This window comes from Microtetraspora fusca, assembly GCF_001570365.1.
Taxonomy (GTDB): Bacteria; Actinomycetota; Actinomycetes; order Streptosporangiales; family Streptosporangiaceae; genus Microtetraspora; species Microtetraspora fusca.
Genome location: NZ_BBYK01000064.1, coordinates 98,619 through 121,645, shown reverse-complemented (window position 1 = coordinate 121,645; position 23,027 = coordinate 98,619). Strand labels below are relative to the sequence as shown.

20 protein-coding genes and 1 tRNA gene are annotated in these 23,027 nt (G+C 70.2%); 13 read left to right on the top strand and 8 right to left on the bottom strand.

Annotated elements, in window-relative coordinates; genetic code table 11:
* The 3 genes from AWQ68_RS43765 to AWQ68_RS30670 all read left to right on the top strand — a co-directional run.
* The coding region (locus AWQ68_RS43765) for a hypothetical protein (protein WP_066946971.1) at window positions 1–1,408 on the top strand (1,408 nt) is incomplete at its 5' end.
* 482 nt (window positions 1,409–1,890) lie between these two features.
* Complete coding sequence (locus AWQ68_RS30675; RefSeq protein ID WP_066946968.1) at window positions 1,891–4,299, top strand: AAA family ATPase; 2,409 nt, start codon at window positions 1,891–1,893, stop codon at window positions 4,297–4,299.
* Window positions 4,299–5,315, top strand: a complete 1,017-nt coding sequence (locus AWQ68_RS30670; protein ID WP_066946967.1) for a phosphotransferase family protein — start codon at window positions 4,299–4,301, stop codon at window positions 5,313–5,315. Before AWQ68_RS30675 ends, AWQ68_RS30670 begins: the two co-directional genes overlap by 1 nt.
* 592 nt (window positions 5,316–5,907) lie before the next feature.
* On the opposite strand, the gene AWQ68_RS30665 is transcribed toward AWQ68_RS30670, so the two are convergent.
* Window positions 5,908–6,354 (bottom strand): helix-turn-helix domain-containing protein, encoded by a 447-nt coding sequence (locus tag AWQ68_RS30665; protein ID WP_066946964.1) that lies wholly within the window; start codon window positions 6,352–6,354, stop codon window positions 5,908–5,910.
* Between the two features lie 67 nt (window positions 6,355–6,421).
* Here AWQ68_RS30665 and AWQ68_RS30660 point away from each other — a divergent pair, with 67 nt between their 5' ends.
* Complete coding sequence (locus tag AWQ68_RS30660; RefSeq protein WP_066946961.1) at window positions 6,422–7,666, top strand: MFS transporter; 1,245 nt, start codon at window positions 6,422–6,424, stop codon at window positions 7,664–7,666.
* 604 nt (window positions 7,667–8,270) lie between these two features.
* On the opposite strand, the gene AWQ68_RS30655 is transcribed toward AWQ68_RS30660, so the two are convergent.
* Window positions 8,271–8,344 (bottom strand) — tRNA-Pro (locus AWQ68_RS30655).
* Between the two features lie 89 nt (window positions 8,345–8,433).
* On the opposite strand from AWQ68_RS30655, the gene AWQ68_RS30650 reads away from it, so the two are divergent.
* Entirely contained in the window at window positions 8,434–8,859 is a 426-nt protein-coding gene (locus tag AWQ68_RS30650; protein ID WP_066946959.1) for a hypothetical protein, read from the top strand.
* 582 nt (window positions 8,860–9,441) lie between these two features.
* On the opposite strand, the gene AWQ68_RS30645 is transcribed toward AWQ68_RS30650, so the two are convergent.
* Complete coding sequence (locus tag AWQ68_RS30645) at window positions 9,442–9,723, bottom strand: DUF6458 family protein (RefSeq protein ID WP_066946956.1); 282 nt, start codon at window positions 9,721–9,723, stop codon at window positions 9,442–9,444.
* Between the two features lie 148 nt (window positions 9,724–9,871).
* Between AWQ68_RS30645 and AWQ68_RS30640 the strand changes: the two genes are divergently transcribed.
* The 4 genes from AWQ68_RS30640 to AWQ68_RS30625 all read left to right on the top strand — a co-directional run bounded on the left by AWQ68_RS30640 (window position 9,872) and on the right by AWQ68_RS30625 (window position 12,073).
* Window positions 9,872–10,465, top strand: a complete 594-nt coding sequence (locus tag AWQ68_RS30640) for a hypothetical protein (RefSeq protein WP_066946954.1) — start codon at window positions 9,872–9,874, stop codon at window positions 10,463–10,465.
* Window positions 10,465–11,109: a hypothetical protein gene (locus AWQ68_RS30635; protein WP_066946951.1), complete on the top strand. Its 645-nt coding sequence runs from the start codon at window positions 10,465–10,467 to the stop codon at window positions 11,107–11,109. The genes AWQ68_RS30640 and AWQ68_RS30635 overlap by 1 nt, the downstream gene beginning before the upstream one ends.
* 7 nt (window positions 11,110–11,116) lie before the next feature.
* Window positions 11,117–11,302 carry a hypothetical protein gene (locus AWQ68_RS30630; RefSeq protein WP_066946948.1) on the top strand — a complete coding sequence of 62 codons (186 nt, stop codon included), beginning with the start codon at window positions 11,117–11,119 and terminating at the stop codon, window positions 11,300–11,302.
* Window positions 11,303–11,647: 345 nt separating this feature from the next.
* Window positions 11,648–12,073, top strand: a complete 426-nt coding sequence (locus AWQ68_RS30625) for a CBS domain-containing protein (protein ID WP_066946947.1) — start codon at window positions 11,648–11,650, stop codon at window positions 12,071–12,073.
* A 511-nt stretch (window positions 12,074–12,584) separates the two neighbouring features.
* Here the strand turns inward: AWQ68_RS30625 and AWQ68_RS30620 are convergent.
* The 3 genes from AWQ68_RS30620 to AWQ68_RS30610 all read right to left on the bottom strand — a co-directional run bounded on the left by AWQ68_RS30620 (window position 12,585) and on the right by AWQ68_RS30610 (window position 15,337).
* Window positions 12,585–13,919 (bottom strand): NAD(P)/FAD-dependent oxidoreductase, encoded by a 1,335-nt coding sequence (locus AWQ68_RS30620; protein WP_066946944.1) that lies wholly within the window; start codon window positions 13,917–13,919, stop codon window positions 12,585–12,587.
* 18 nt (window positions 13,920–13,937) lie between these two features.
* Entirely contained in the window at window positions 13,938–14,351 is a 414-nt protein-coding gene (locus tag AWQ68_RS30615; protein ID WP_245656236.1) for an ATP-binding protein, read from the bottom strand.
* Window positions 14,352–14,467: 116 nt separating this feature from the next.
* Window positions 14,468–15,337: a SigB/SigF/SigG family RNA polymerase sigma factor gene (locus tag AWQ68_RS30610; protein ID WP_084464573.1), complete on the bottom strand. Its 870-nt coding sequence runs from the start codon at window positions 15,335–15,337 to the stop codon at window positions 14,468–14,470.
* Between the two features lie 216 nt (window positions 15,338–15,553).
* Between AWQ68_RS30610 and AWQ68_RS30605 the strand changes: the two genes are divergently transcribed.
* Window positions 15,554–15,940, top strand: coding sequence for an STAS domain-containing protein (locus AWQ68_RS30605; protein ID WP_066946939.1), 387 nt, complete (start codon window positions 15,554–15,556; stop codon window positions 15,938–15,940).
* Window position 15,941: 1 nt separating this feature from the next.
* Here the strand turns inward: AWQ68_RS30605 and AWQ68_RS30600 are convergent, their stop codons facing one another.
* A complete protein-coding gene (locus AWQ68_RS30600; protein WP_245656235.1) occupies window positions 15,942–16,667 on the bottom strand; it encodes a GAF and ANTAR domain-containing protein in 726 nt (241 codons plus the stop codon).
* Between the two features lie 80 nt (window positions 16,668–16,747).
* On the opposite strand from AWQ68_RS30600, the gene AWQ68_RS30595 reads away from it, so the two are divergent.
* The 3 genes from AWQ68_RS30595 (at window position 16,748) to AWQ68_RS45845 (ending at window position 21,926) form a co-directional block, all read left to right on the top strand.
* Complete coding sequence (locus AWQ68_RS30595) at window positions 16,748–18,559, top strand: SpoIIE family protein phosphatase (RefSeq protein WP_157545939.1); 1,812 nt, start codon at window positions 16,748–16,750, stop codon at window positions 18,557–18,559.
* Window positions 18,560–18,901: 342 nt separating this feature from the next.
* Window positions 18,902–19,987 (top strand): glycosyltransferase, encoded by a 1,086-nt coding sequence (locus AWQ68_RS30590; protein WP_066946934.1) that lies wholly within the window; start codon window positions 18,902–18,904, stop codon window positions 19,985–19,987.
* A gap of 226 nt (window positions 19,988–20,213) precedes the next feature.
* Window positions 20,214–21,926 (top strand): glycoside hydrolase family 16 protein, encoded by a 1,713-nt coding sequence (locus tag AWQ68_RS45845; RefSeq protein WP_066946932.1) that lies wholly within the window; start codon window positions 20,214–20,216, stop codon window positions 21,924–21,926.
* On the opposite strand, the gene AWQ68_RS30580 is transcribed toward AWQ68_RS45845, so the two are convergent.
* Entirely contained in the window at window positions 21,880–22,959 is a 1,080-nt protein-coding gene (locus AWQ68_RS30580) for a PucR family transcriptional regulator (protein WP_245656229.1), read from the bottom strand. The genes AWQ68_RS45845 and AWQ68_RS30580 overlap by 47 nt on opposite strands.
* Window positions 22,960–23,027 lie beyond the last annotated feature (68 nt).

Below are 23,027 nucleotides of genomic sequence, written 5' to 3'. Positions count from 1 at the left end.
CCCGCAGGACGTCGAGCTCGTCCGGACCCTCGGCCTGCTGCCCTGCCTCGGCCCCACGGCAGTGAATGTCCTGGAGACGATCCCCCAAGTGGCGGCCGACCTGATCTGGCTGGCCGATCGGGCGTCACCCCTCACCCGCACCCGGGCCGTAGCGGCGATGTGCCGCATCGGCGACCCGATCGCCATCGGCTGGCTGCTCCGCCACGCCACCGACGGCCGTGATCCGATAGGGAGCGATACAGTACAGATCGCCGAAGCGGTCTCCTTGGCGGACGCCCTGGAGGAGGCCGCCGCCATCGACAACGAGACCATCCTCACCGCCGCCCGGCTTCTGCAGGTACTGTGCTCCTCCGACGGCTATCCGGCCCGCCCGGACGAATACCACGACGTCTGCCGGGCGATCGCGGCCTTCGCGGTACACGCCGCCGAAGCGAGGCCGGAGCTGGACCTGCTCGCCGCGCTTCTCACCCTCGCCGAGGAACTGCGCTCCGGCCCCGCCGCCCTCCTCCCCTGGCCGACCGGAGAACCCGCCGCCACACTCACCCGGCTGGACCGTCTGATCGCCTCCCCGCACTGGCCACCGGTCCTGGCGGAAGCGGCGCGTTCCGCCGATCAGGTGACCCGCTGGCGGGCAGGCTGGGCGACCCGCGCCATCACCAGGCCGCTCTCCGATCCGGCATCGCCGGGCGAGGCAGTGCACGACCGGCTGGCCATCCGTGTCGCCGTCCCCGATCCCGTCCGGTCTGGTCCGGTCGAGACCCGGCTGCTGGTGAACGGCCGGCCAGTGATCGCGGAAGCGTTCCACAAGGGCCTGCCGTACCAGCCGGAGGATCTGCTCGGCGCTCTGGAGGCCACCGACCGGCCTCACGAGGTACGGCTGGCCGAGGCGTACTGCACCGAGGGCTGCTGCGGAGCCCTCTACGTCACCATCGCGCGCGACGGCGACACCGTCGTCTGGCACAACTGGCGCGATCCCGACGGAACGGTCACGCTGCCGGCGTTCCGCTTCCACGCGGAGCGGTACGCCGCGACGATCGCCCAGGCCGGACGCGACCACGGATGGGAGTGGCCCGCCCGCAGCCTGGCCCGCGAGCTCGACCGGCGCCTACGTGACCAGCCGGAACCGCTCACGGCCTGGCAGTGTGATCTCGGTCGCGTGTCCGCGCGGAACGAGGAGCAGGACACGGTCAGCATGAGCTTCTGGCATCCGCGCCATCCGTCATCGTGGGATGCCGACGATCCGTGGCTCCAGTTCGAATGGGTCATCCCGCTCGACGGCACCGACCTCGACGCCCAGGTCGCCCATCTGGCGGACCGCCTCCGCCACACCGACCCCAAAACCTATGCCAGAGTCGTCGGCAGCTCGCGAGAGTACGCCGACCGCCTCGGCTTCCCCTGGCCGTACTGAGCAGTCGATCGCTGGGTCCGGTCCGGCTCTCATGAGACGAACCGGACCCCGCTGCTCCGGCGACCCGCTCAAGACGGCGCAACATCCGAGCGATCGTCTCGGCCTTGGCTACGAGCCCCGTCGCCTCGTACAAGGCATCGTGGTAGCCGACCACTCGCAGCGAGGGGACGAGCAGACATAGGCCAGCCAATCGGGAGATGTCAGCAGGTTTCATACACACTCACTCACCGGCGCGGCGCGAATGCTGAAGTAAGCCGATTGACCCAGGCGTCGTTCGTGTGATGGATCCTGCCCCAACCTCTTTCGGGTGTCCTAATTCGCGATCTCGTTGACCTCGGGCGATGTGCCGATCTTTGATGGTCCTCTACGCCTTCTGCCGGCCGCCCCGGATGGTGCGGCGGAGCTGTATGTGCCACCACGCTCTCAGCACCACGAGCCGAGAGTGTGCCGCAAGCTGGTCGCTGCTCACAGGAAGAGGTCGGATGGCTCTCGAGCCTCGATTCCGTCGCGTCGCGGCGCTGCATCGCCGTTTCGTCAACCGCGAAGACCAGCGAGCGATCTTCGACGAAGAGCTCGGGAAGGTCGGCGACGGACCGCGCGTGCTGAACGTCACCGGCGTTGGGGGGATCGGCAAGTCGCGTCTGCTCCGGGAGTTCGAGCAGCGAGCCCAGGGCAGCTGCATGGTGGCCACGCTGGATCTCCAGGTTCCGGCGCACCGCCAGCAAGAGGATGCCCTGGCCGTGCTGCGTATGCAGTTCGGCCGCCAAGGCGTCCGGTTCGACCGGTACGACATCGCCTACGCGGTGCTGTGGCAGCGGCTGCATCCGCATCTCGGGCTGAGCCGCCGGGAGCTTCCCTTCGTCGAATCCAGCGAAGTCCTCACAGAAGTGCTGGACACCGCCGCCGGCGTCCCGGTGTTCGCCACTGCGGTAGGGCTGATCAAGCTGCTCGACCGGGGAGCGGGTGCCCACAAGCGACGGCGCCACCTGCGAGCCGATGAGACGCTCGGCCAGCTCGACCAGCTGCCCGGTGCCGATCTGGTCGACGCGGTCACCTACCTGTTCGCCGAGGACTTGCGTATCGGCCGCAAGGGCAGGCCGTACGTTGTCGTCATCGACGCCTTCGACGCGCTTGGGCATGCCGCCTCGGATGTGTGGCTGCGCGATCTGGTGGCTCAGCTCGACCGCGGGCTCGTTGTCATCGCGAGCAGGGAGCCGTTGCCCTGGCCTCAATACGCCTCGGAATGGGGGCGAGTCATCCGCCAGCTTCCGTTGGAGGGGCTCCCGATGGATGCGCGGATGGAGTTGCTGGCGGACGGCGGCGTCACCGACCCTCGGGCGCGTCAGGTGATCGCAAAGGCGAGCGTCGGCGTGCCGTTCTACCTGCATCTCGCCGTCGACAGTGAAAGTAGACGGCAGGTGGTCTCCCAGGACGAGATCATGCAGCGCTTCCTCCAGCACGTCGATCCGGACGAGCGCCGTTACCTGGAGCTGCTGAGCGTCGCGCGTACCTTCGACTTCGAGTTGTTCACCCGGCTGGCCCAGGCCTTCCATCTTCCCGCCGGGCAGATCGCCTGGGAGAGGCTGACGTCGTACTCCTTCGTGTATCCCGCGCCGGAATCGCGGTTCCAGCTGCATCAGCTCATGACCAGTGTTCTGCGGGTGCGGCTGTCGGCTGCGATCAGCCAGGAGGCCCACAAGGTGCTGCATGACCTGTGGAACGAGCGGGCTCGCGGCACCAATGCTCCAACGACGGCGCTCCGGGAAGCGGCTTATCACGGCCTCGGTGCCGGGGTGCTGTCCAGCGATCGGCTGCTGGACTACGCCGACCGGATCGCCACCCTGGGCGGGTCGCAAGGAGTATCCGGTCTGGTCGCCGACCTAAGGGATTTCCTCGAGCAGGGCGAACCCGACGAGGCTCTAGACCAGACGGCGCGGTGCCTGGCCTCCGAGGCGGCGGTCCTGCTCGGGGACGCCGAGAAGATCAACGCGTTGACGCCGGAACGATCGTGGTCCCTGATGAGCCGGGCGGGCGCGCGTCTCGCCGTCGCCGCAGGGCACGGGCGGCGCATCGGCGGGCAGACAGCCGAGGCGTTGCACATCTACGCGAGCGTCTGGGAGGGGCGCGAGGGACCAGAGCGCCACCCCGCAGGCCTGTGGAGTGCGGATCTCCACATGGCCCAGGGCAGATTCCGCCGGGCGTTCCTCTTGGCTGACGAGGTGACCGCCAGCAGTCCTGCGGATGCCCACGTCCTCCGGGGTGACCTCGCCCGGCTGCTGCACCTGGCGTCCCGCTTCAGTTACGACTTCGAGAGGGCCGAGCGGCATCTCCGCGATGCGGAAGCGCGCTACCGCCAAGCGGGAACGGTCATCGGGGCGGCCCTGGTCAAGACCAACCTCGCCGAACTGCTCGCCTGGACGGATCCGGTCTCAGCCATCGCGGTCGCGCGCGAAGCTGTCGAGGCCAACACCGACCTCGGCGCTCTACACGAGGCCGGCAAGGCGTTCACCGCCCTCGGCCAGGCCCAGCTGGCCATCGGGCACTTCAACGACGCCTCTACATCTCTGGATCACGCTTGCCGCGCCTTGGAGAAGGCCGGCTATCGGTCCGGTCGCGCCAGGGCGGAGCTCGTCCGAGCCAGCCTCCACGTTCGCCTCGGCCAGGCCGATCAGGCGATGGCCTCGCTCCGGTGGGCGGTGGATGAGCTGGTGACTGTCGAGGTCTATCCGACACTGCTCATGGTGGCCGAATATCTGCTCGGAATGCTCCAGCGCACCGATGAGACGATCAGCGCGGCTGCCCAGCAGGCCCGGAACGACATCGAGCCGTTGGACTCACTGGAGGCGTTGGAGGCACGGATGAACGATCACCTGCGGGGGCTGCTCACGTGATGCTCGACCTCTACAACACGGCTGTCCAGGCCAGAAACGGCGCCAGCGGCTTCTACAACGACAACATCCGAGTCGACACCCCGAGCGGACCGGTCATCGTCCGCATCCCGATCGCCGGGGCCGACACCATGGACCTTCGGATCTGGCCCGAGCAGGACGTCCTCGCCGCACTGATTCCCCAGGTCGCCCGCGTCCCTCGGCTACTGCACGCGTCGCAGGAACCGCAGTTCCAGGTTCACGAGTTCATCGCCGGAGAGGTCCTCGATAACATCGCGCCGCGAGGCAGCCGGGTGCCACCTGCCGTACTGGGGGATGTGGTCGAATTGTCCGTCCAGCTCACCACGGTTCCATTGGATCGGCTGCCGGAGCTGCCGCCGTCATGGCCCGCCGACGCCGATACACCCGCCTTCGCCAGGCGACTGTCCGATGTGACCGGACAGGTCTACGACACCTTCCGCGAGCCCTATCACTCGCTGTTCACCGCGCTCGACATCCCCGAAGACCCGCTGGCCCCGGTCCTCGGACGCTGGTCAGAACTCACACCGCGTCCGTTCGCACTTGTCCACGCGGACGTCCATCGAAAGAACATGATCTTCCGTGACGGGCATGTCGTGTTCCTCGACTGGGAGCTTGCCTTGTGGGGCGATCCCGTCTATGAGCTCGCCGTCCACTTTCACAAGATGAGCTACTACGACGACGAGCGGCAGGCCGTCCTCGACGGCTGGGTGAAGAACATGCCTGCCCGCTATACGCAGGGCTGGGAAGAGGATCTGGACATCTACCTTGCGCATGAGCGAGTGAAGTCCGCCATCGTCGACACCGTGCGGTACACGCAGCTCATCACAGGCGGGCGACTCAGCACAGCCGAGGAGGATCGGCTGATCGGCAAGCTGACCCGCAAGCTCAACGCCGCAGGAGCGATCTGGAAGTGGAGCGAGTCCACCAGCACGGCCTACGTCGAAGCCCGGGTTCGGCAGGATGGCGCGCTAGCAAGCCGCAAAAAGACTGGCAAATAGTTCGTAAGCTGGTCGGCGGGCTGTCCTGACAGGACATGCATGCCGTGACCTGCGCCTTAGCCGGGCGGTAGCCATATCCGACCGTGACGTCCTGCAACAGCCCCAGGCTCGGGCGTACAGCGGCAGCGTCGCGCACCGTCGCCGCTGATTGGCCAACAGGACCGTGCGCGCGTCCGCCTCTTGCCCCAGCCGTCGATAGTCGGCGGCGAGCTGCTCATGCAGCTGCGGCACGTACCCGTCGCCCTCCGCACTCAACCAGGCAAGGCGCCGGGCGGCGGGCAGCATCGGGTCCAACGCGTCGTAGACGAGGCCGTCCTGCCGCCGCTGCGACCACGTCTCAGGGGCGGCACGAAGCACGCCGATGCGGGCTTGCCGCAGGTCGACGATCCCCTCAGGCGCCTTCCGCGGGCGCAGATATAGCTCTCGTCCTCCAACTGCCAAGCAGCCAGGGCCCTACCTCCCGGAGCGGACAGCGTGGCGTCGTTGAGGTAGAGATGCCGGCGGTGCTCTCCGGTCTCCCTCTGCAGGGTGGCACTCGGCGGGTGGCACGTAGGATCCCTGCCGCCCGGCACGGGCCCGAAGCAGAGCGGTGTCACTCTGACGGATGGCCCAAGATCAGCACCACCGCATCCAGCAGTCTCTGCCAATCGGCTTCCCGCAGGTCTCGCCGCAGCACACCACCAACAGCCGCCAGCGCGTCGACGAGCATGGCGTGGACCGCTCGATGGTCTTCCTCCAGCACGGCGGCGAGGCGGCCGACTTCGCGCCGAAAGCGGCGGCTCTGCGAGAAATGCACCAACGACGGCGGCAGAGCCGCGATCGCCTGCTCTGCGGTCGGATCGGCAAGGGCGATCACCAACCGGGTCCCCAGCGCGTCAGCGAGCCGGTCGAGTACGGCGACAGTCGGGTTACCGCGGCCGTTCTCCAAATTCGCCACATAGGGCACCGACAACCCGGCCTCCGTGGCCACCGAGGCGACCGTCCGGCCGAGGGCCGCGCGGCGGCTCCGCAACCTCCGGCCAAGTTCGACGTGATCCATAGGACTATCTTGACAGAATAAAGATGACCGCGCTTCTATCTTGCAAGAATAATTCAAGGAGGGAAGCATGCTGCAGGCCTTACGAGTGCGCGACTTTCGACTGCTCTGGACGGCGCGATCAATCGCCACCCTCGGCACCGGCCTGCTTGACGTCGCGGTTCCCGCACACGTCTATGCCGTCACCGGCTCAGCACTCGCCACAGGCCTCAGCCTGGCCTTCAGATACCTGCCCGCCCTACTCCTGGGGCCGTTCGCCGGGGTCATAGCCGATCGATGGGACCGTCGCCGCGTCATGATCACCACCGACCTCATGCACGCAACGGCGATCTCCGTAGTACTCCTGCCCAAAACGCCCGAGGCGATCTGGCTCATCTACATCGCGTCGCTCGGCCAAGGCACGGCCGCGGTGATCTTTCGCCCAGCCGCCCAAGCACACACCCCCACCGTCGTAGGCGTCGGCCCACTACTCAGCAGCGCGAACGCGCTCGGCGCCTTCACCACTGGGGTGGTCGGACTGAGTGCCCCACCCATCGGCGGCCTGCTGTTCGCCACCTCCGGCATCAACGCGGTCATCAGTGCCGCAATCGCCGCCAGCCTGCTGTCCGCGACCGCCATCGCCCGCACCTCAACACGATCCCGCGCGCACGGCCCCACCCACAAAGTGCTCACAGACCTCGTCCAAGGGTTGCGCCACCTTCGCCAAGCCGCAGCAACACGGGCACTGCTGGCCACGAACAGCGCGTACCTGCTCGCGAACGCAGCCCTCACCGCTCTGCTCATCCCTTTCGGCGTGACCCGCCTGGGTGGAAGCGTCCAGGTCGGCTACCTCCTGTCCGCGCTGGGCCTCGGCTTTCTCCTGGGAGCCCCCATCAGCCGACGACTCGTCGACCGCTACACCCCCAGAACGATCATCGCCCTCAGCCAGTCCCTCGTCGCCGGCACGTTCTTTCTCATGTTCAACGCCGCGTCACTCCCTGTCGCGCTGACCGCCGCGGTTCTTCTCGGGATACCAGGAGTCACCGTCCTGGTCGCCACCCAGACCTGGCTGCAACGAGCCACACCGAAAGGGCTCCTCGGCCGGGTCAGCTCCGCCTTCGTCACCGTCGAAGCCGCCGCAAGCATGGCCGGGGCTTTCGCTGGACCCAGCATGAGCGAACTGATCAGCCTTCCAGCGGCACTCAATGCAGCTTGCACAGTCACCCTCCTGTCCGCCCTACTCACGCTTTGCCTGATGCCCCGAGGCAAGCACCCGCTTGCCGCGGCAGCAGCTCCGGCAGACGCCGATCACCAGCACCCCTCCCAGCTCGCGTAACAACCACGGGCGGCCGCCCACCCCAACACCCCGGGATAAGACTCAGGGGCAACGAGCAACCTCGCCACAACCACCCCAGGCACACCAATGCGAGCGCCGATGATCCGCCCTTTTCCTCTTTCCTCCGTCGCCCGAATGCGGGACCTCGCGGCGACTGCCGTGCCTGCACACACCGCCGGCCTGCTCGCCTCCGGCACCCGTGAGATCAACCTGGGAGAGAAAGACACCAGGCGGTCGAAGCCGAGGCCCCGTTCCGGCCCTGCGTGCGGGCGTAACTCCCCAATCGCACAACCCGGCGCTACCACCGGGCTGTGCGGGCGCGTTACTGATCCCGTACTGCACACAGTCTCGGCGGCCGCATGGCCCATCCTCGGCGCCTTTACGATGTAGATCACGACGACGATGGCCCGTGCCCCCGGAATCCATTTGAACAACCGCCGCCGTACACGCCCGTGGCCCCCTGAAACAGGCGGCAGCCTGCGACAACGACAGGCACCAGGGTGTCAGCAACTGACGCCTCGTCCGAGCAACAAACGAGCAACGAACAAACAGAAAGCCGTGATCACATTTCTTGTGATCACGGCTCCGACCTGCGAAAACGCGGTCGGGACGACAGGATTTGAACCTGCGACCCCTTGACCCCCAGTCAAGTGCGCTACCAAGCTGCGCTACGTCCCGTTGCCCGGCTGCCCGAGCGACACCAACCTTAGCGCAGATTCCGCCCACGTGCGTACACGTAGCCCCTCGCCGGGCCTAAGCTGTCGATCATGGGAAGAAAACCGCTGGTAGATCACGAGGAACTGGCTCGGCTGACCGCGGCCGGGTGGTCGAACGCGGACCTCGCCGCCCGGTTCGGCGTGACGGAGTCCGGCATCCTCCAGGCCAAGAGAGCGGCCGGTCTTTCCAAGCGGATGACCGACCACAGCCGGGCCCTTCCCTGGAAGCTGCGCCGCGAGCACAACCAGTCGGGCCCTGCCACCAATCTCCGCAATCTGTCCGCCGTGGCACAGGGCCGTACGATCCCGAAGGAGAAGCTCAACACGGCGCTGCGCTGGGCCAACCGTCTCATCGAGAACGACCTCGACATCGCCTACGATCCCGAGCGCGGGTTTCACGAGGTCCCGGCTTCGGCGGAGTCCCATGTCGCCGGCGTTCTGGCCGAGGCGCTGGCGGCCATCGACGCCTCCGAGTAACACGGCAGAGACGCCCGCGAGTAACCACGGCAGTGATGCCTCGGAGTGACACGACAAGGCCATCGAACCGCGCCCAGCGCTTCCCAGGCCCTCCCCGTTCGGTCTCCGTGCCGTACGGCACACGCGAAGAACCCGGCCGGGTCTACAGCGGCGACTGTGGCCGGGCGGTGAAGGAGCCGCGGAGGGACGCCGGCGCGATGCCCTGGCCGCGCACCTGAAGGCGGAGTCCACGGGCTACCGTGACGAGACCCACGCCCCACGCCGAGATCAAGACGTGGCCGCGCCGGGCGACCGAGCGTGGCGACGCCCGCGCCACGGGGAACTCGGCTCCGTCCCACGACCACGACCATCACGGCGGGCTCCTGCGCGCCGCCGGCGCGGGACGGGCCGATCGCGATGGCCTGCCTCGGCGACATCTCCCGGCTGGACACACCCCGCGCGGCCGAGCGCTGCGGCCGCCGGCGACGACTTCCGGGGAGACGCGCCGGAGGCCGCACGCTGGCGCGGTGAGCCGCCGCACTCGGTGGCCGCTCTCACCGCTCTCCGGCGTCCGCGTTCCTGACGGCAGCGGAGCCCTGTACGTCAATCGCGACCCCGGCGCAGGTGGTGGTCCTCGTCGTGGACGTGGATGTGAGGCTCGACGGTCGGCTCGGCGGTGTACACGGTGTCGGGTTCGACCACCTCGACCGTCTCCTCGGTGCGCGGACGTCGCGTGTAGAGACCGGTCAGCAGCGCTCCAACGGCGCCGACGCCGATGAGGATCCAGCCGATGACATGTAGGTCGATGCCGGGGACGTCCCACGTGACAGCGAAGGCGAGGACCGCGCCGACTGCGATGAACGCGAGGCTTGCTCCGAATCCCATGGTTTCCCTCCTCTGCGGGTGATGTCCCGGCTACCCGTAAAACCTGGCATTACGCGCGCTTTGCCGTCGCCCTCCTTCATCGCGTGCGCTTGAACCCCCATATCCAGGGCAGTGCGAAGCGACAACGCACTCATCTCTGGAGGCTTGTATGACCCCCGTTGCATGGCTGGTCGTGGCCATTGCCATCGTGGTGGTGATCCTGGCGGTGGGTTACGTCGTCATGACCAACCTCAATCGCAGACGCCGCCTGAAAGAGCGCTTCGGCCCGGAGTACGACCGTACGGTTCGGGAGCGGGACAGCCGGAAGGAGGCCGAGCAGGAGCTACACGCTCGCGAGCTGCGGCACTCACGGCTCGACGTCCGTCCCCTCAGCCAGGAGTCGCGCACCGCGTACGCGAGGAAGTGGAGCGAGGTGCAGGAGCGCTTCGTCGACGCGCCCGGCTTCGCGGTGACCGAGGCAGACGCCTTGGTCACATCCGTAATGACCGATCGTGGCTATCCCACCGAGGACTTCGAGCAGCGACTCAGCGACCTCTCGGTCGAGCACGCCTCGACGCTCGACCACTACCGCCGGGCGCACGAAATCAGCAGGCGCGCGGCCAGGCAGGACGCGACCACCGAGGAGCTGCGCCAGGCCATGGTGCACTACCGCGCGCTCTTCCAGGAACTGCTCGACGAGGTACCCGCCCGATCCGACGGCCATCGCGCCGTACGTTCCAGCACGAGGGAGGCTGACCGCTGATGGAAAGGGACCGCTACGACACCAGGTACGGCGCCGGCCGGGCCACCGCCGGAGAGGAGCCCGTCTGGCAGGACACCGGGTCCGAGGGTGGGTCCGAGCGGCACAGCAGGTTCGAGGGCCCCGGCCCCGTCTACTCCCCCGAAGAGGCGGAAGGCACGCAGGACGCCGGGCGGACCGGCGAGAGCGAGGACCGGACGGCCTCGGTGGCCCCGGAGGGCTTCGAGCCGCGCGGCCCGGTACGCCACGAGAACGTGATGCCTCCCGCCCACGGAGCGACCGACACCGGTCGTTCCGGCTCCGGCGGCGCGTACGCCTTCGAACGGCCTGAGGCCGGACGGAGCGAGATCCCCACCGGCGGCGAGCGTCCGGGCGACGTCGGCCGCACCACCGCTGAGAGCGAACCGGAGCTCGCCGGGATCGACGTGGAGCGGCGATGGCGTGACATCAAGGCCGCCTTCGTCGACGACCCGCGTGGCTCGGTCGAGCAGGCGGACGCCCTCGTCGAGGAGGCCGTCTCCGCCGTCACCGAGCGGCGCCGCCGCCTGACCGATCACTGGAAGAACCCCGACATCAAGGACACCGAGGAGCTGCGGCTCGCGCTCCGCGAGTACCGGACGCTGCTCACCCGGTTGACCGGAAAGTGAGGCCCGCATGTTAGCCGTCGTCGCCGCGATCGTCTTCGGGATCGCCTTCCTCCTCGATCTCCTCAAGGCCGGCATCGGCATCGGCACCACCGCGCTCATCGCGCTCGGCCTGTGCCTGCTGGCGCTGCACCAGGCCGGTGTCGGTACGGTGAGCGCCTGGCGCGGGAGCTGGCGATCCCGGGCGCGGCGCTGACCGCTGGCCCGTCATCGGGCGACCGGACCTTCCCGGCCTCCTCGCACCCCGCCGGTCCGCCTCTGCCCGATCCGTCGAGCCCGAGGCCCGGATGTGGGCCTGTCGAGGATGCTGCTCCCGGCGAGATCGACCTCAGCAGATCAGGTGGCCCGCCGGTCCACCCCCGATCGGGACGGACGTCAAGCCCGGTCCGTTCCGATCGTCCGTCTGCGGATCCCGCTCCCGTGAGGTCGCCGGCCACCGGCCCCTCAGGTCCTCATCCTCACGACGCTCAGTGTCCTGCAATCCCCCGAAACACTTACAAACCCGGACAAGGACGTAAAGAAGTGAAGGGGGCGGATCCTGATGCACGAGAAGCAGAAGGCGCGCGACGTCATGACTCCCGATCCGGTGGTGCTTCCCGAGGACACCCCTGTGGTTCGGGCCGCCAAGCTGATGCGCGACCAAGCGATCGGCGACGTCCTCGTGACCAGGGGTGACCGGCTGCGCGGCGTGGTCACCGACCGCGACATCGTGGTGCGGGCGGTCGCCGAGACGCGGGACATCAGCGTGACCCCGATCGGCGCGCTGTGCTCGACGCACGTCGTCACCGTGGACCCGGATCAGGACGCCGACGACGTGGTACGGCTGATGCGCGAGAAGGCGATCCGGCGGGTCCCGGTGGTGGAGAAGGGACACCCGATCGGCATCGTCTCCCTCGGCGATCTGGCCGTGGAGTGGGACCCCACCTCGGCACTGTCCGACATCTGCGCCGCGCCGCCGAACGAGTGACGACGCCCAACGAGTGCCCCGGCCCTCCCCCAGCCCGGGGCCTCCCAGACCGGGGACCTCTCGCTCTCAAGCTGGACCTCCCAGGCCGGGACGTCCCAGGCCATGGACCTGCCGCTCCCAGCCCGGGGCGTCCCAGGTCGGGAGCCGGGCTCCTCCTGCCGATGTGGGGATTCCGACAGTGCCGGCGGGCGACTCTCCACGCTGAGGTCCGCACTTCATGGGCCTCGCGCTGAGGGTCGCGCTTCACGCGCCAGGCCCCGAGGTCAACGCGTTGACGGGCACGGCAGCGCCCCGTTCCAGCCGCCCCTCACCGGCTTCAGGCTCTGACTGCCCAGCCCGGGGCTTCCCAGGCGGGTCCGCCGGCGGGCGGGCGCTGCCAGCGGGCGGGCGCGGCCGGCGGGCCACGGACGCCGGCGAGGGCGCACGGCCCAGCCCCTTGCCGGGGTGCCGCGCGTACCGCGGCTTCCAGAACGGCCCATCGCGCCACGCCGAGGACCGGGGCCCAGCGCGGTCAGGGGGTGACGGGCTCGCGGGCGGGCTTGCGCGGGGTGGTCCGGGCGGCGAGCTCGAACTCCTCGCGCGGCCGCTGCAGAGCGCCGAGCGACACGATCTCCCTGCGGAAGAACAGGGCGAGCGTCCAGTCCGCCAGGATGCGGCTCTTCCGGTTGAAGGTCGGCATCCGGGACAGATGGTACGAGCGATGCATCAGCCACGCGACGATCCCGCGCAGCTCCCGGCCGTAGATCTGCGCGACGCCCTTGCGCAGCCCCAGCGCCGCCACCGCGCCCGCGTTCCTGTGCCGGTACGGCTTGCAGGGCCGGCTCCTGATCGTGGCGAGGATGTTGTCCGCCATCCGCCGGGCCTGCCGTACGGCGTGCTGGGCGTTGGGCGGGCAGAACTCGCCGGGGCGGGTGAGGTCCGGGACGGCGGCGGTGTCGCCACCGGTGAACGCGAACCGGGCGCCCTGGATCTGCAGGAACTCGTTGGCGAGGACCCGGTCCCGGGAGTCGAGCGGCAGATCGCCGGATCTGACCAGCGGGTGCGGCTTGACTCCGGCGGTCCACACCAGCGTCTCGGCGTCGAACTCCTCGCCGTCGTCCAGGACGATGTGCCCGTTCTCGGCCGACAGCAGCCGGGTGCGCAGCCGCACGTCGATGCCGCGCCTGCGGAGCTGCTCCGCGGTCCAGCGGCCCATGTCGAGCCCCACCTCGGGCAGGATGCGGTCGGTCGCCTCGATGAGGAACCAGCGCATGTCCTGTCTGCGCAGGCCGTGGAAGTACTTCACGGCGTCGCTGACCATGTCCTCCAGCTCGCCGAGCGCCTCGATGCCCGCGAATCCGGCGCCGACGAAGACGAACGTGAGCGCCCGCCGGCGGAGCCGCTCGTCCGAGCTGGACGCGGCGACGTCGAGCTTGCCGAGGACGTGGTTGCGCAGGTGGATGGCCTCCTCCACGGTCTTGAACCCGATCCCCCGCTCGGCGAGGCCGGGGATCGGCAGCACCCGCGAGATCGACCCGGGAGAGAACACCAGGTAGTCGAAGCCGAGGACCCGTTCCCGCCCCTCGTGCGGGCGGAACTCCGCGATCTTCTCGGCGAGGCTGACCCGCAGGATCGTGCCGTTGAGGATCTCGCACCGCGAGAGCACCCGGCGCAGCGGCACGACGACGTGCCTGGGCTCGATGCTCCCGGCCGCGGCCTCGGGCAGGAACGGCTGATACGTCATGTAGGAGTCGTAGTTGACGACCGTGATGCGCGCCTCGGCGCGGCGGAGTTTGCGCTGCAGCCGCAGCGCCGCGTACATGCCGACGTAGCCACCGCCGACCACGAGTATGCGGGGAACAGTCATGCGGGGCTACTACCCCTGTCAGACGCTGAAACGCATCGTGACGGTAGTCCCGTTGCTCCCCGTTTCGACATAGATGTCGGTGCTGAGCTTCCGCGCCACCCACAGCCCCATGCCGCTGATGGCGTTCTCGGGCGGGGCGACCCGTCCGGGCGGGCCCTCGGGATGCCAGTCCTTGCCCTCGTCGTGGACGTCCACGACCAGGCCGTCACGGTCGTCCCACAGGCGCAGCCGGGCCTCGGGGGCGCCATGGGTCACCGCGTTCGTCGCCACCTCGTTCAGCGCGACGACGAAGTCCCCGACGGCGTCCTCCCGCATCCCCTGGCTGCGTGCCTGTACGGCGGCGAACTCCCGCACCTCGGGCAGGTCGTCGAGGGAGAACGTGAGCTCCTTGGCCGTGTCGGGCGCGGACGGTGGGACGTCATCCTCACTCACGGGGTAACGCCTCCCACAGGCCAAATCTGCACCGTCAGCCGCACGACACGGGAACTCGAACATACCCCGGGATGGCGGCGCCCCCACGCCGCCGTCCCCGGGGCGGGGCCGCGGGATCATCCCGCGACGAGTTCCGACCGGAGCTGGTCGAGAACTTTCCGGAGGATCCGCGAGACGTGCATCTGGGATATGTGGAATTCCGCCGCGATCTCCGCCTGCGTCAGGTTGCCGTAGAACCTGAGCAGCAGGATGTTCTTCTCCCGCTCGGGCAGCTCGTCGATCAGCGGCTTGACGGCCTCCCTGTCCACCAGGGTGGCCAGCGCGTCGTCCTCCTCCGGAAGCACGTCCCCCAACGCGGCCGCGTCGTCGTCCGCGCCCAGGGGCGCGTCCAAGGACAGCGTGCTGTACGCCGCGGAGGCGTCCATCGTGAGGAGCATGTCCTCCTCGGAGATGCGCATCTTCTTGGCCAGCTCGGCGACCGTCGGGAACCGGCCGAGCTCCTGGGTCATGTCCGCGACCAACCGGTTCAGCTCGGAGCGGCGCTCCTGGTAGAGCCGGGGCACCCGGACCGCCCAGGTCCGGTCGCGGAAGTGCCGCTTCACCTCTCCGGTCATGGTGACCATGGCGTAGCCGCGGAAGCCGTGCCCGAGGCTGGCGTCGTACCCGTTGATCGCTTTCATCAGCCCCACGTAGGCCGCCTGGAGCAGGTCCTCCAGCGGCTCGCCGCGGTGCAGATATCTGCGCGCGACGTCCCGTGCCATGGGCAGGTGCATCTCCACGACCATCTCGCGCAGGCGTTCGCGCCGCTCCGGCGGCAGGTCCTCGCGGGCGAGCTCGGCGAGCAACTCCTCGGCGGTCGGCCGGTCCTGGTCGTGCGTCCGCTCGGCGGGGCGGGCATGCTTCGCCCGCGACGACGGCGACGCCTTGCGTCCGCTCGCCGCTCCGGCCTGCTGGGGGATGGTCGCTACTCGAACCTCGGCAGCCATCTTGGAAATCTCCTCGTACTCGCATCGCGAGCGACGCCGAGCCGGGACCAGCCCATGCAGACGGCGCGCCTCGCTACAACATCGAGACATGGCCCTCTGCTGGACCTCTCCTCCGATATTCCCTCAAAGTTGGAAGTATCACCACCCCCTGAGCGCCAGTAAAGTTGCCGGACAGGCCTCGCACGGCGAGGCCTCCGTCCGTCTAGGAGGCGTGAGGTGCCAAAGCCTGGGGCGCTGTCCCTGCACTCCACGGTGCATGCCACGCCCGTGGGCGGCGTCGTCGCGGTCCATGTCACCGGGATGCTCGACGCCACGACGCGGGAGGAGTTCTCCGGCTATCTCGACTCCGTCGCCGACGATCAGGGCCCGAGCATGGTCCTCGACATGGCGGGGGTCACGTTCATGGATTCGCGGGCGCTCGGGCTCATCGTCCACCACTGGCAGCGCGCGACCGCGGCCGGCGGCGACTTCGCCCTCGTCAGCGTGCAGTACCCCAGCTCCAAGGTCATGTGGGTCACCGGCCTCTCCCAGCGGCTGCCGATCTACGACACGCTGGACGAGGCGCTGGCCGCCTTCACGGCGGCCAGGGAGCAGCGCGGATAGCTCACTCCGCGCGCCCGTCCCGGTGTTTGTTCTGGTGCTCGGTGACGAGCAGCTTGGCCAGGTCGGCGACCTTGACCTGATGGTGCTGGGACACGCGCCTCAGCTCGTCGAACGCGGCCTCCGCCGAGCAGCCGCTCGCCGACATGATGATGCCCTTGGCCTGGTCGATGATCGAACGGCCGGCCAGGGCCTCCTGCATCTGGGCGGCCCCCGTCACCACGTCGTCGTACTCCCAGATGTTGGACAGCACCACGGTTACCTGCTCGGCGAGCATGGTCATCAGGGACCCGCCTCCGGCGAAGGCGCCCGGCCGCACCGCGTACAGGCAGATGACGACCACCGCGCGGTCCACCTCGATCGGCAGCGCCAGCACCGAGCGCACGCCGTGCCGTACGGCGGTGGCGGCGTAGCGGGGCCAGCGCGGGTCGCGCATCGCGTCGGCGATCAGCACCGGCCTTCCGGTGGCGAGCGCCTCCCTCGACGGGCCCTCGCGCAGCTCGCGTTCCCTGTCGGTCAGGGCGATCACCTCGCTGTGGGAGGCGGCGAGCAGGACCCTCCCCTCCTGCCACAGCTCGGCGGTGCCCGCCGCGCATCCGGGGACGCCGCGCGCCACGGCCTCGGTGACGCCGCGCAGCACGCTCTCGTACGAAACACCCTCGGTCACCCTGCCCAGAGCGGCGAGATCGCGGGCGAGACTCGGAGTCGTCTCCATGACAGGAACCGTCATTCCCCTACTTTCTACCTTCATACGGACCCCGTCGATCGGCGGAGCCCGGTGACGTACCGTCGAAACAGGAGAGGGGGCGAATGTTGACCAACCTACCCGAGCTGGAGCGCGAGCTGAGTGGCATGGCCGCCCGCATCGCGGCGCTCCGCGAGACGTCCGCGCCGGGTCCGGCGCTCGACGAGTTGGAGGCGGCGGAGGAGTTGCTCCGGTCGGCGCTCGCGGAACTCGGGAGGAGCCGCAGGCGCAGGGAGGGCGGCAACCAGCGCGAGCACAAGCTGCTGCGCCAGACCTTCCGCGCGCTTCCCGTCCCGGTGATCGTCATGGACACCGGCGGCGTGGTGCGGCGGATCAACAACGAGACCGCGCGCCTGCTCGGCAGCCCGGCCGGCTACCTGCTCGGGCGGCCGTTCCCGCTGCTGGTCGACGTCTCCAGCCGCGCCGCCTTCCGCTCCCACCTGACCGCCGTACTGCACGGCGAGGAGAGCGCCACCTTCGAGACCCGGCTGGCTCACCAGGGCCGCACGCACACGGTGCGGCTCGTGCTCAGCAGGCTGCGGATGCCGGGCGACCCACGGGAGATGGTCGCGGCGGTCGCGCTGCCGACCGACGTGCGGCTCCCGGAGGCGTCCGGCCCGGACGAGCGGGTCCCCGACGACTCGGCCACCATGGCCGCCGCACGGCGTCACGACCTGCTCGCCCGGCTCACCCGGCTGCTCCTGGACGAGGAGAGCCTGCGCGAGCCGGTCGCCCTCATCCGCGCGGCGCGGCTGCTCGGCGCCGAGACCGCGGACTGGGTGATCGCCGACGTCTTCCGCGACGGCTCCCTGCACCGCGCGGCCGTGGTCCCACCGGCCAGCGAGCCGGTCACCCGCCTGCAGCGGGCGGTCGAGGCGCTCGACCCGGCGGGCGCGCCGGTCGTGGGCCAGGTCCTGGAGACCGGCAGCGGGACGGTGCACGAGATGCTGGCCGACGACGGGCTCCTCGGGCCCGGCGTCCTCGACGAGATGCGCGCGGGGTCGCTGCTCGCCGTGCCGATCGGGACCGGCCGGGAGGTCCTCGGCGTCCTCACGCTGGTACGGCTCCGCGACCGCGTGCCGTTCGGGCTCGCCGACCTCGGCATGCTGGAGGAGGCGGGGGCACAGCTCGGCCTGGCGATGCGGGCGCAGCGCGGCTTCCAGCGCAGGTCGGAGGCGGCCGAGACGCTCCAGACGGGGGTGCTCCCCCGTACGCTGCCGGACATCCCGGGATTCGAGACGGCGGCGGTCTACCATCCGGGCTCCGGGCCGCGCGCGATCGGCGGCGAGTTCTACGACGTGTTCCCGGTCAGGGACGGCTGGGGGTTCGTCATCGGCGGCGCGGCCGGGCGGGGCGAGGAGGCCGCGTCGGTCACCGCGATGGTGCGCGGCGGGCTGCGCGTGGTCAGCGTGCGCGAGGACGACCCCGGCGAGGCGCTGCGCAAGGTCAACGACGCGCTCGTCGTTCAGAACACCGGCTTGTTCGTGATGGCGGCGGTGGGTTTCGTACGCGGCCGCCGGGTACGGCTCGCCTCGGCGGGGCACCACCCGGCGGCCCTGCTCCTCCCGGACGGCGGCGTCCGCTTCGCAGAGGGGGGCGGCGTCCCGCTCGGGTTCGAGGAGGGCGCGGTCCCCGCGACCGAGGAGCTGACCCTGGCGGCGGGCGAGACGCTCCTGCTGTATTCCGACGGCCTGGTCGGCTCCCGCGGACCGGGCGGCGAGAGCTACGGCGAGGTCCGGCTCACCGAGGTGCTGGCGCGGTGCGCCGGCCAGCCGCCGGGCATCGTCGTGAAGGCGATCGAGGAGGACCACCGGGAGTTCTCCGGCGACCGCGTCCTCGACGAGATGACCGTGCTCACCCTTCGTCGCTCCCGATGACCCGCGCCGCTCGCAGAGCCTCCCAGTCCGCCGGCTCGCCGCTCCCTTTGGGCGTTCCGGCGCCTCCCGGAATGCCCCCGGTCGCCGACTTCGCCGCGCGGGCGCAGCCGATCACCCGCGCTCCCTTTCTGACCAGCGGCGACGCATGTGTCCCCCGCACCTTCTGGGGAAGCCCGCCTCCCTCGGGGAGCGAAGGGGTGAGTCGCGTCGAAGACCGACCCTGTGGGATTTCCACCGATTCGGGGGTTTAGCGCGAGTTGGAGCGCGGTAAACTCAGCGAAGTAGTCGGTGCCTAAGACGCAGGCACACCCTTTTTCCAAGCTCTCTAGCTTGAGGTGTGCCATGAATATCGCCATTGTTTCCGCGCAGGCCCTGACGTCCGACACTCCCGCTATCGCCCGCGAGCTCGCTCGCGGTCACCGGGTGACGGTTTACACCCGTTCCGCCCCCGGCCAGCCGTCCAAGGGTGTCGCCATCGAGCAGGTGGCGGCGGGGCCCGACGTCGAGCTGTCCGAGAGCGACCTGCTGCCCTACATTCCCGACTTCAGCGCCGGGCTCAAGCGCCGCTGGAGCAAGGAGCGGCCGGACATCATCCACGCGCACTCCTGGGCGGGAGGCCTGGCCGCCATCGCGGGCTCCGAGGGACTCGGCGTACCGGTCACCCAGACGTTCCACGGGCACTTCCACGAGGGCCAGACGCCGGTACGGCGGTTGGAGTGCGCGATCGGCCGCCACGCCCGCGCGGTGATCGCCACCTGCGCCGACGAGGAGTCCGAGCTGATCCGGATGGGCGTGCCCCGCCGCAACATCTCGGTCGTCCCGAGCGGGATCGACGTCGAGCGGTTCCGCCGACAGGGACCGGCGTTCCCGCGCGGCGACCATCCGCGTCTCCTCCACGTCGGCCTGGGCAGCGACCCCGGCGAGATCGCCGTGAGCGGCGCGGCGACCGCGATCGCCGCGCTGGCCGCCATCCCCGACACCGAACTCGTGGTCGCCGGTGGCGACGACCTCAGCATCGAGCGGCTCCGGACGATCGCCAGGAACCACGGGGTCGGCGACCGCGTGGACCTGCTCGGCCCGGTCCCGCACACCGCCATGCCCAAGCTGATGCGCAGCGCCGACCTGGTGCTCTCCCTCGCCCCGACCGTGCCCACCGGCCTCGCCGCCCTGGAGGCGATGGCCTGCGGCATCCCGGTCGTCGCGTCCGCCGTGGGCGCGCACCTGGACTCCGTGGTCGACGGGGTCACCGGCTTCCTCACCCGGCCCGGCCGTCCGGCCGAGACCGCGGTCCGGATCCGCGAGCTGCTCGGGGACATGACCCTGCGTACGGCGATGGGGTACGCGGCGGCCGACCGCGCCCGCTCGCGGTACTCCCTGGAGCGGATCAGCATGGAGCTGCTCCGCGTCTACGAGCGGACCTGCGCCTGAGCCACCGCCTGCCCGGCCTCCCGACTGACGTACGCCATCCGGCCCTCGGCCCAGGGAGAACCGGTGGCGGATACCCGCGGAAGCGGTCTTACCGGGTTCTCCATCGGCTTTCGAGGCCGCGCGACTCCGTTCCCGCCCGCTCGGATGCCCAAACGGCATGTTCCTGTAATTGACGTGAGTTCGGTGCTTTGATGCGTTCATGTCACTTCATGGACCTGGCTTAGCCATGGCGGCGGCGATGGTGATCGCCGCCGCCACCGCGTGCGCGAGCGCGGAACCCGCGTCGGTCCTCACCGCCGCCGGCGAATCCGCCACCGAAGTGCCCACATCCCCGGCCGCCGCCTCCGCGTCCGGCCGCCACCGCGAGGGCGAACCCGCCGCCGGAGCGGCAGGAGCGGCCTCCGATGCGGCGTCCTCCCGATCGGGACCACGGGCCGCGACCGTGGACCGCCGGCCGAGACCGGTGCGGGAACGCAGCGACGCCAACGTGCTGCCGCCGGAGCCCTCCACCGGGTCCTCCCCCGGGTCCTCCGCTGCGTCCTCCACCGGGTCCTCCCCCGGGGAGGCCGCGCTTCGGCCTCCTTCTGGCCGCGTCGGCCGGGACGGCTCCTTCACGCTTCCGGACGACCGGGTCACGATCTATCCGGACCACACCTTCCCGTACGGATCGAGCGCGGACAGCGCCTGGCCGGACGGCTCCCTCGGCCACCCCGACGACCGGCTGCGCGGCCAGGACGACGGCTACCCGTACGGGTACACGGACGGATACCGGGGCGGCTACGGCGACTGGTACGCGCACGGCTACGGCGACACCTACGGGAACGAGTACGCGGACGGCGACGCGCAGGGCTATGGGAACGGCTACCGGCGCGGCGGTCCCGGTGGCGCCGGAGGGTCCGACGCCTCGGGCTCGAACACCGCCACAGGTACGTACGGGTCGGGTTCCCACGGCTCCACGGGCGCGCGTTCCGGTGTCTCGGGGCGTTCCGATGAGTCCGGCGGTTCCGATGCTTCCCGGGCCGGCTCCCCGCTCCCGGTGGGCCAGTCGGACAGCTCTTCCGTGATCCATCCCGCTCCCGGCACCGGGTCGGCGGGAACGGCCACCGGCGCGGCAGGGGCAGGGTCAAGCGCGACCGGCACAGGAGCCACGACAGGCACAACCGGCACCACAGGCGTCACGGGGGCCGGGGCTGGAGCGGGAACCGGCGCGGGAACCACGACGGGTACGGCGGGCGCCGGGGCCGCGGGTGTCACCGGCGCTGGGACCGGAGCCCTGGCAGGGCAGACGACCGGCCCCGAGTGGGGCGCGCCGATCCTCGTCGAGGACTTCAACGGGACGCGGATCGACGAGAGCAAGTGGGGCGTCTACGACTCGCCGAACGCCCGGACCAACCCCCGTACCTCGCGGGCGACGAGCGTCTCCGGCGGGATGTTGCGCATGACCGGCGGCATCTACGGCGGCAAGGACCTGTCCGGCGGCGTGGCGAGCACCCTGCTCCAGCAGTACGGCCGGTGGGAGGTGCGGCTGCGGACGGAGGCGGGCGCGGGCTACTCCGCGGTGGCGCTGCTGATGCCGGAGGACGTGACCCCGTCCAACTACGCCGAGGTCGACTTCGTGGAGGTCGGCGACATTCCCCGCCGGCTCAGCGGCGTCTTCGTCCACGGCAACAACGGGCAGCGGGCGGCCGGATCGATGCGCGCCGACTTCACCCAGTGGCACACGGCCGCCGTGGACTGGCTGCCCGACCGGCTGACGTTCTGGCTGGACGGCAAGATGGTCTGGAACTACACCGGCCCGCTGGTGCCGAGGAACCGGACGATGGGCCTGGCCCTCCAGAACGACGTGATCTGCGACGGCGCCCTCTGCCGGAACGCGGCCACCCCGGCGACGGTCACGATGTACGTCGACTGGGTGCGTGTCTACCGGGCTCCGCGATGAGGGCGGCCGCCTTCAGCGACAGGTGAAGCAGCAGCCGGTCCCGGCCGTCGGCGAGGTCGAGACCGGTGAGCTGCCCGGCGCGGCCCAGCCGGTAGTACAGCGTCTGGCGGTGAACGCCGAGCGCGGCCGCCGTCTCCTGGACCTGGCCGGCCCGGTCGAGATAGGCCTCGACCGTGCCCGCCAGGTCGCCCAGCGGGGCCGACTCGGCGGCCAGCTCGGCGACCTCGCTCCTGGGCAGCCGGGCCAGGAACCGGTAGACGCCGAGGTCGGCCCAGTCCGCGACCGGCCCGACCCCCCGCACGTGCTCGGCGACCCGGAGCGCGAGCACCGCCTCGCCCCAGCTCTCCCACGCGTCGCCGGGGTCCTCGCGGGTCCCCCCGACGCCGGCGGCCGTGCCGTACGCGCTCTGGAGGGTGCCGGCGACGGCGCGGGCCTGCGACGCGGGCGCGAGGACGGCGGTGAGGGGATCGGGACCGTCGCCGGGCTCGGCGAGCACGCCGCGCGGGAGCCGCCACAGCGCACCGGCCGCCCGGTCCGGCACGGTTCGTACGGCTATCGCCACGACGGGGCCGGTGACCTGGAGCGAGGCCGCGGCCCGGGTGGCGGGGTCGGCGGAGAAGAAGTCCCACAGCCGGGCCCGTCCGGTGCGCGCCTCCCTGGCCAGGACGGTGGCGGCGCGTTCGATCAGCGGCGCTACGGAGGCGAGCCGTGCGTCGGTCAGCGCGCCGGAGTCGAGCAGCCACAGGTAGCCGTAGGTCACGCCGCCGTGCCGCAGCGGCACGCAGACGCGGTCCAGCATCCCGCGCAGGCCGGGGATGCCGGGAATGCGGACCGGGACGGTGGAGGTCGCGATGCCGTACGCCTCGAAATGGGCCCGGACCTCGTCGCTGGCCCTCCTGCGCAGGATCGACTCCTGGCGGACGGCGTCGATGTCGCCGCTCTGGGCGCCGTACGCCAGGAGCTGGAACGAGCGGTCCTCGATCGTGACCGACGCGTCCAGCGACCGGGCGATCTCATCGACGATTTCCTGCATGCCGTCATTATTGTGCATTTGTCTGAAAATGCTGTGACTCCTGTCCGTGGACCGGCTCTGAACTGCGG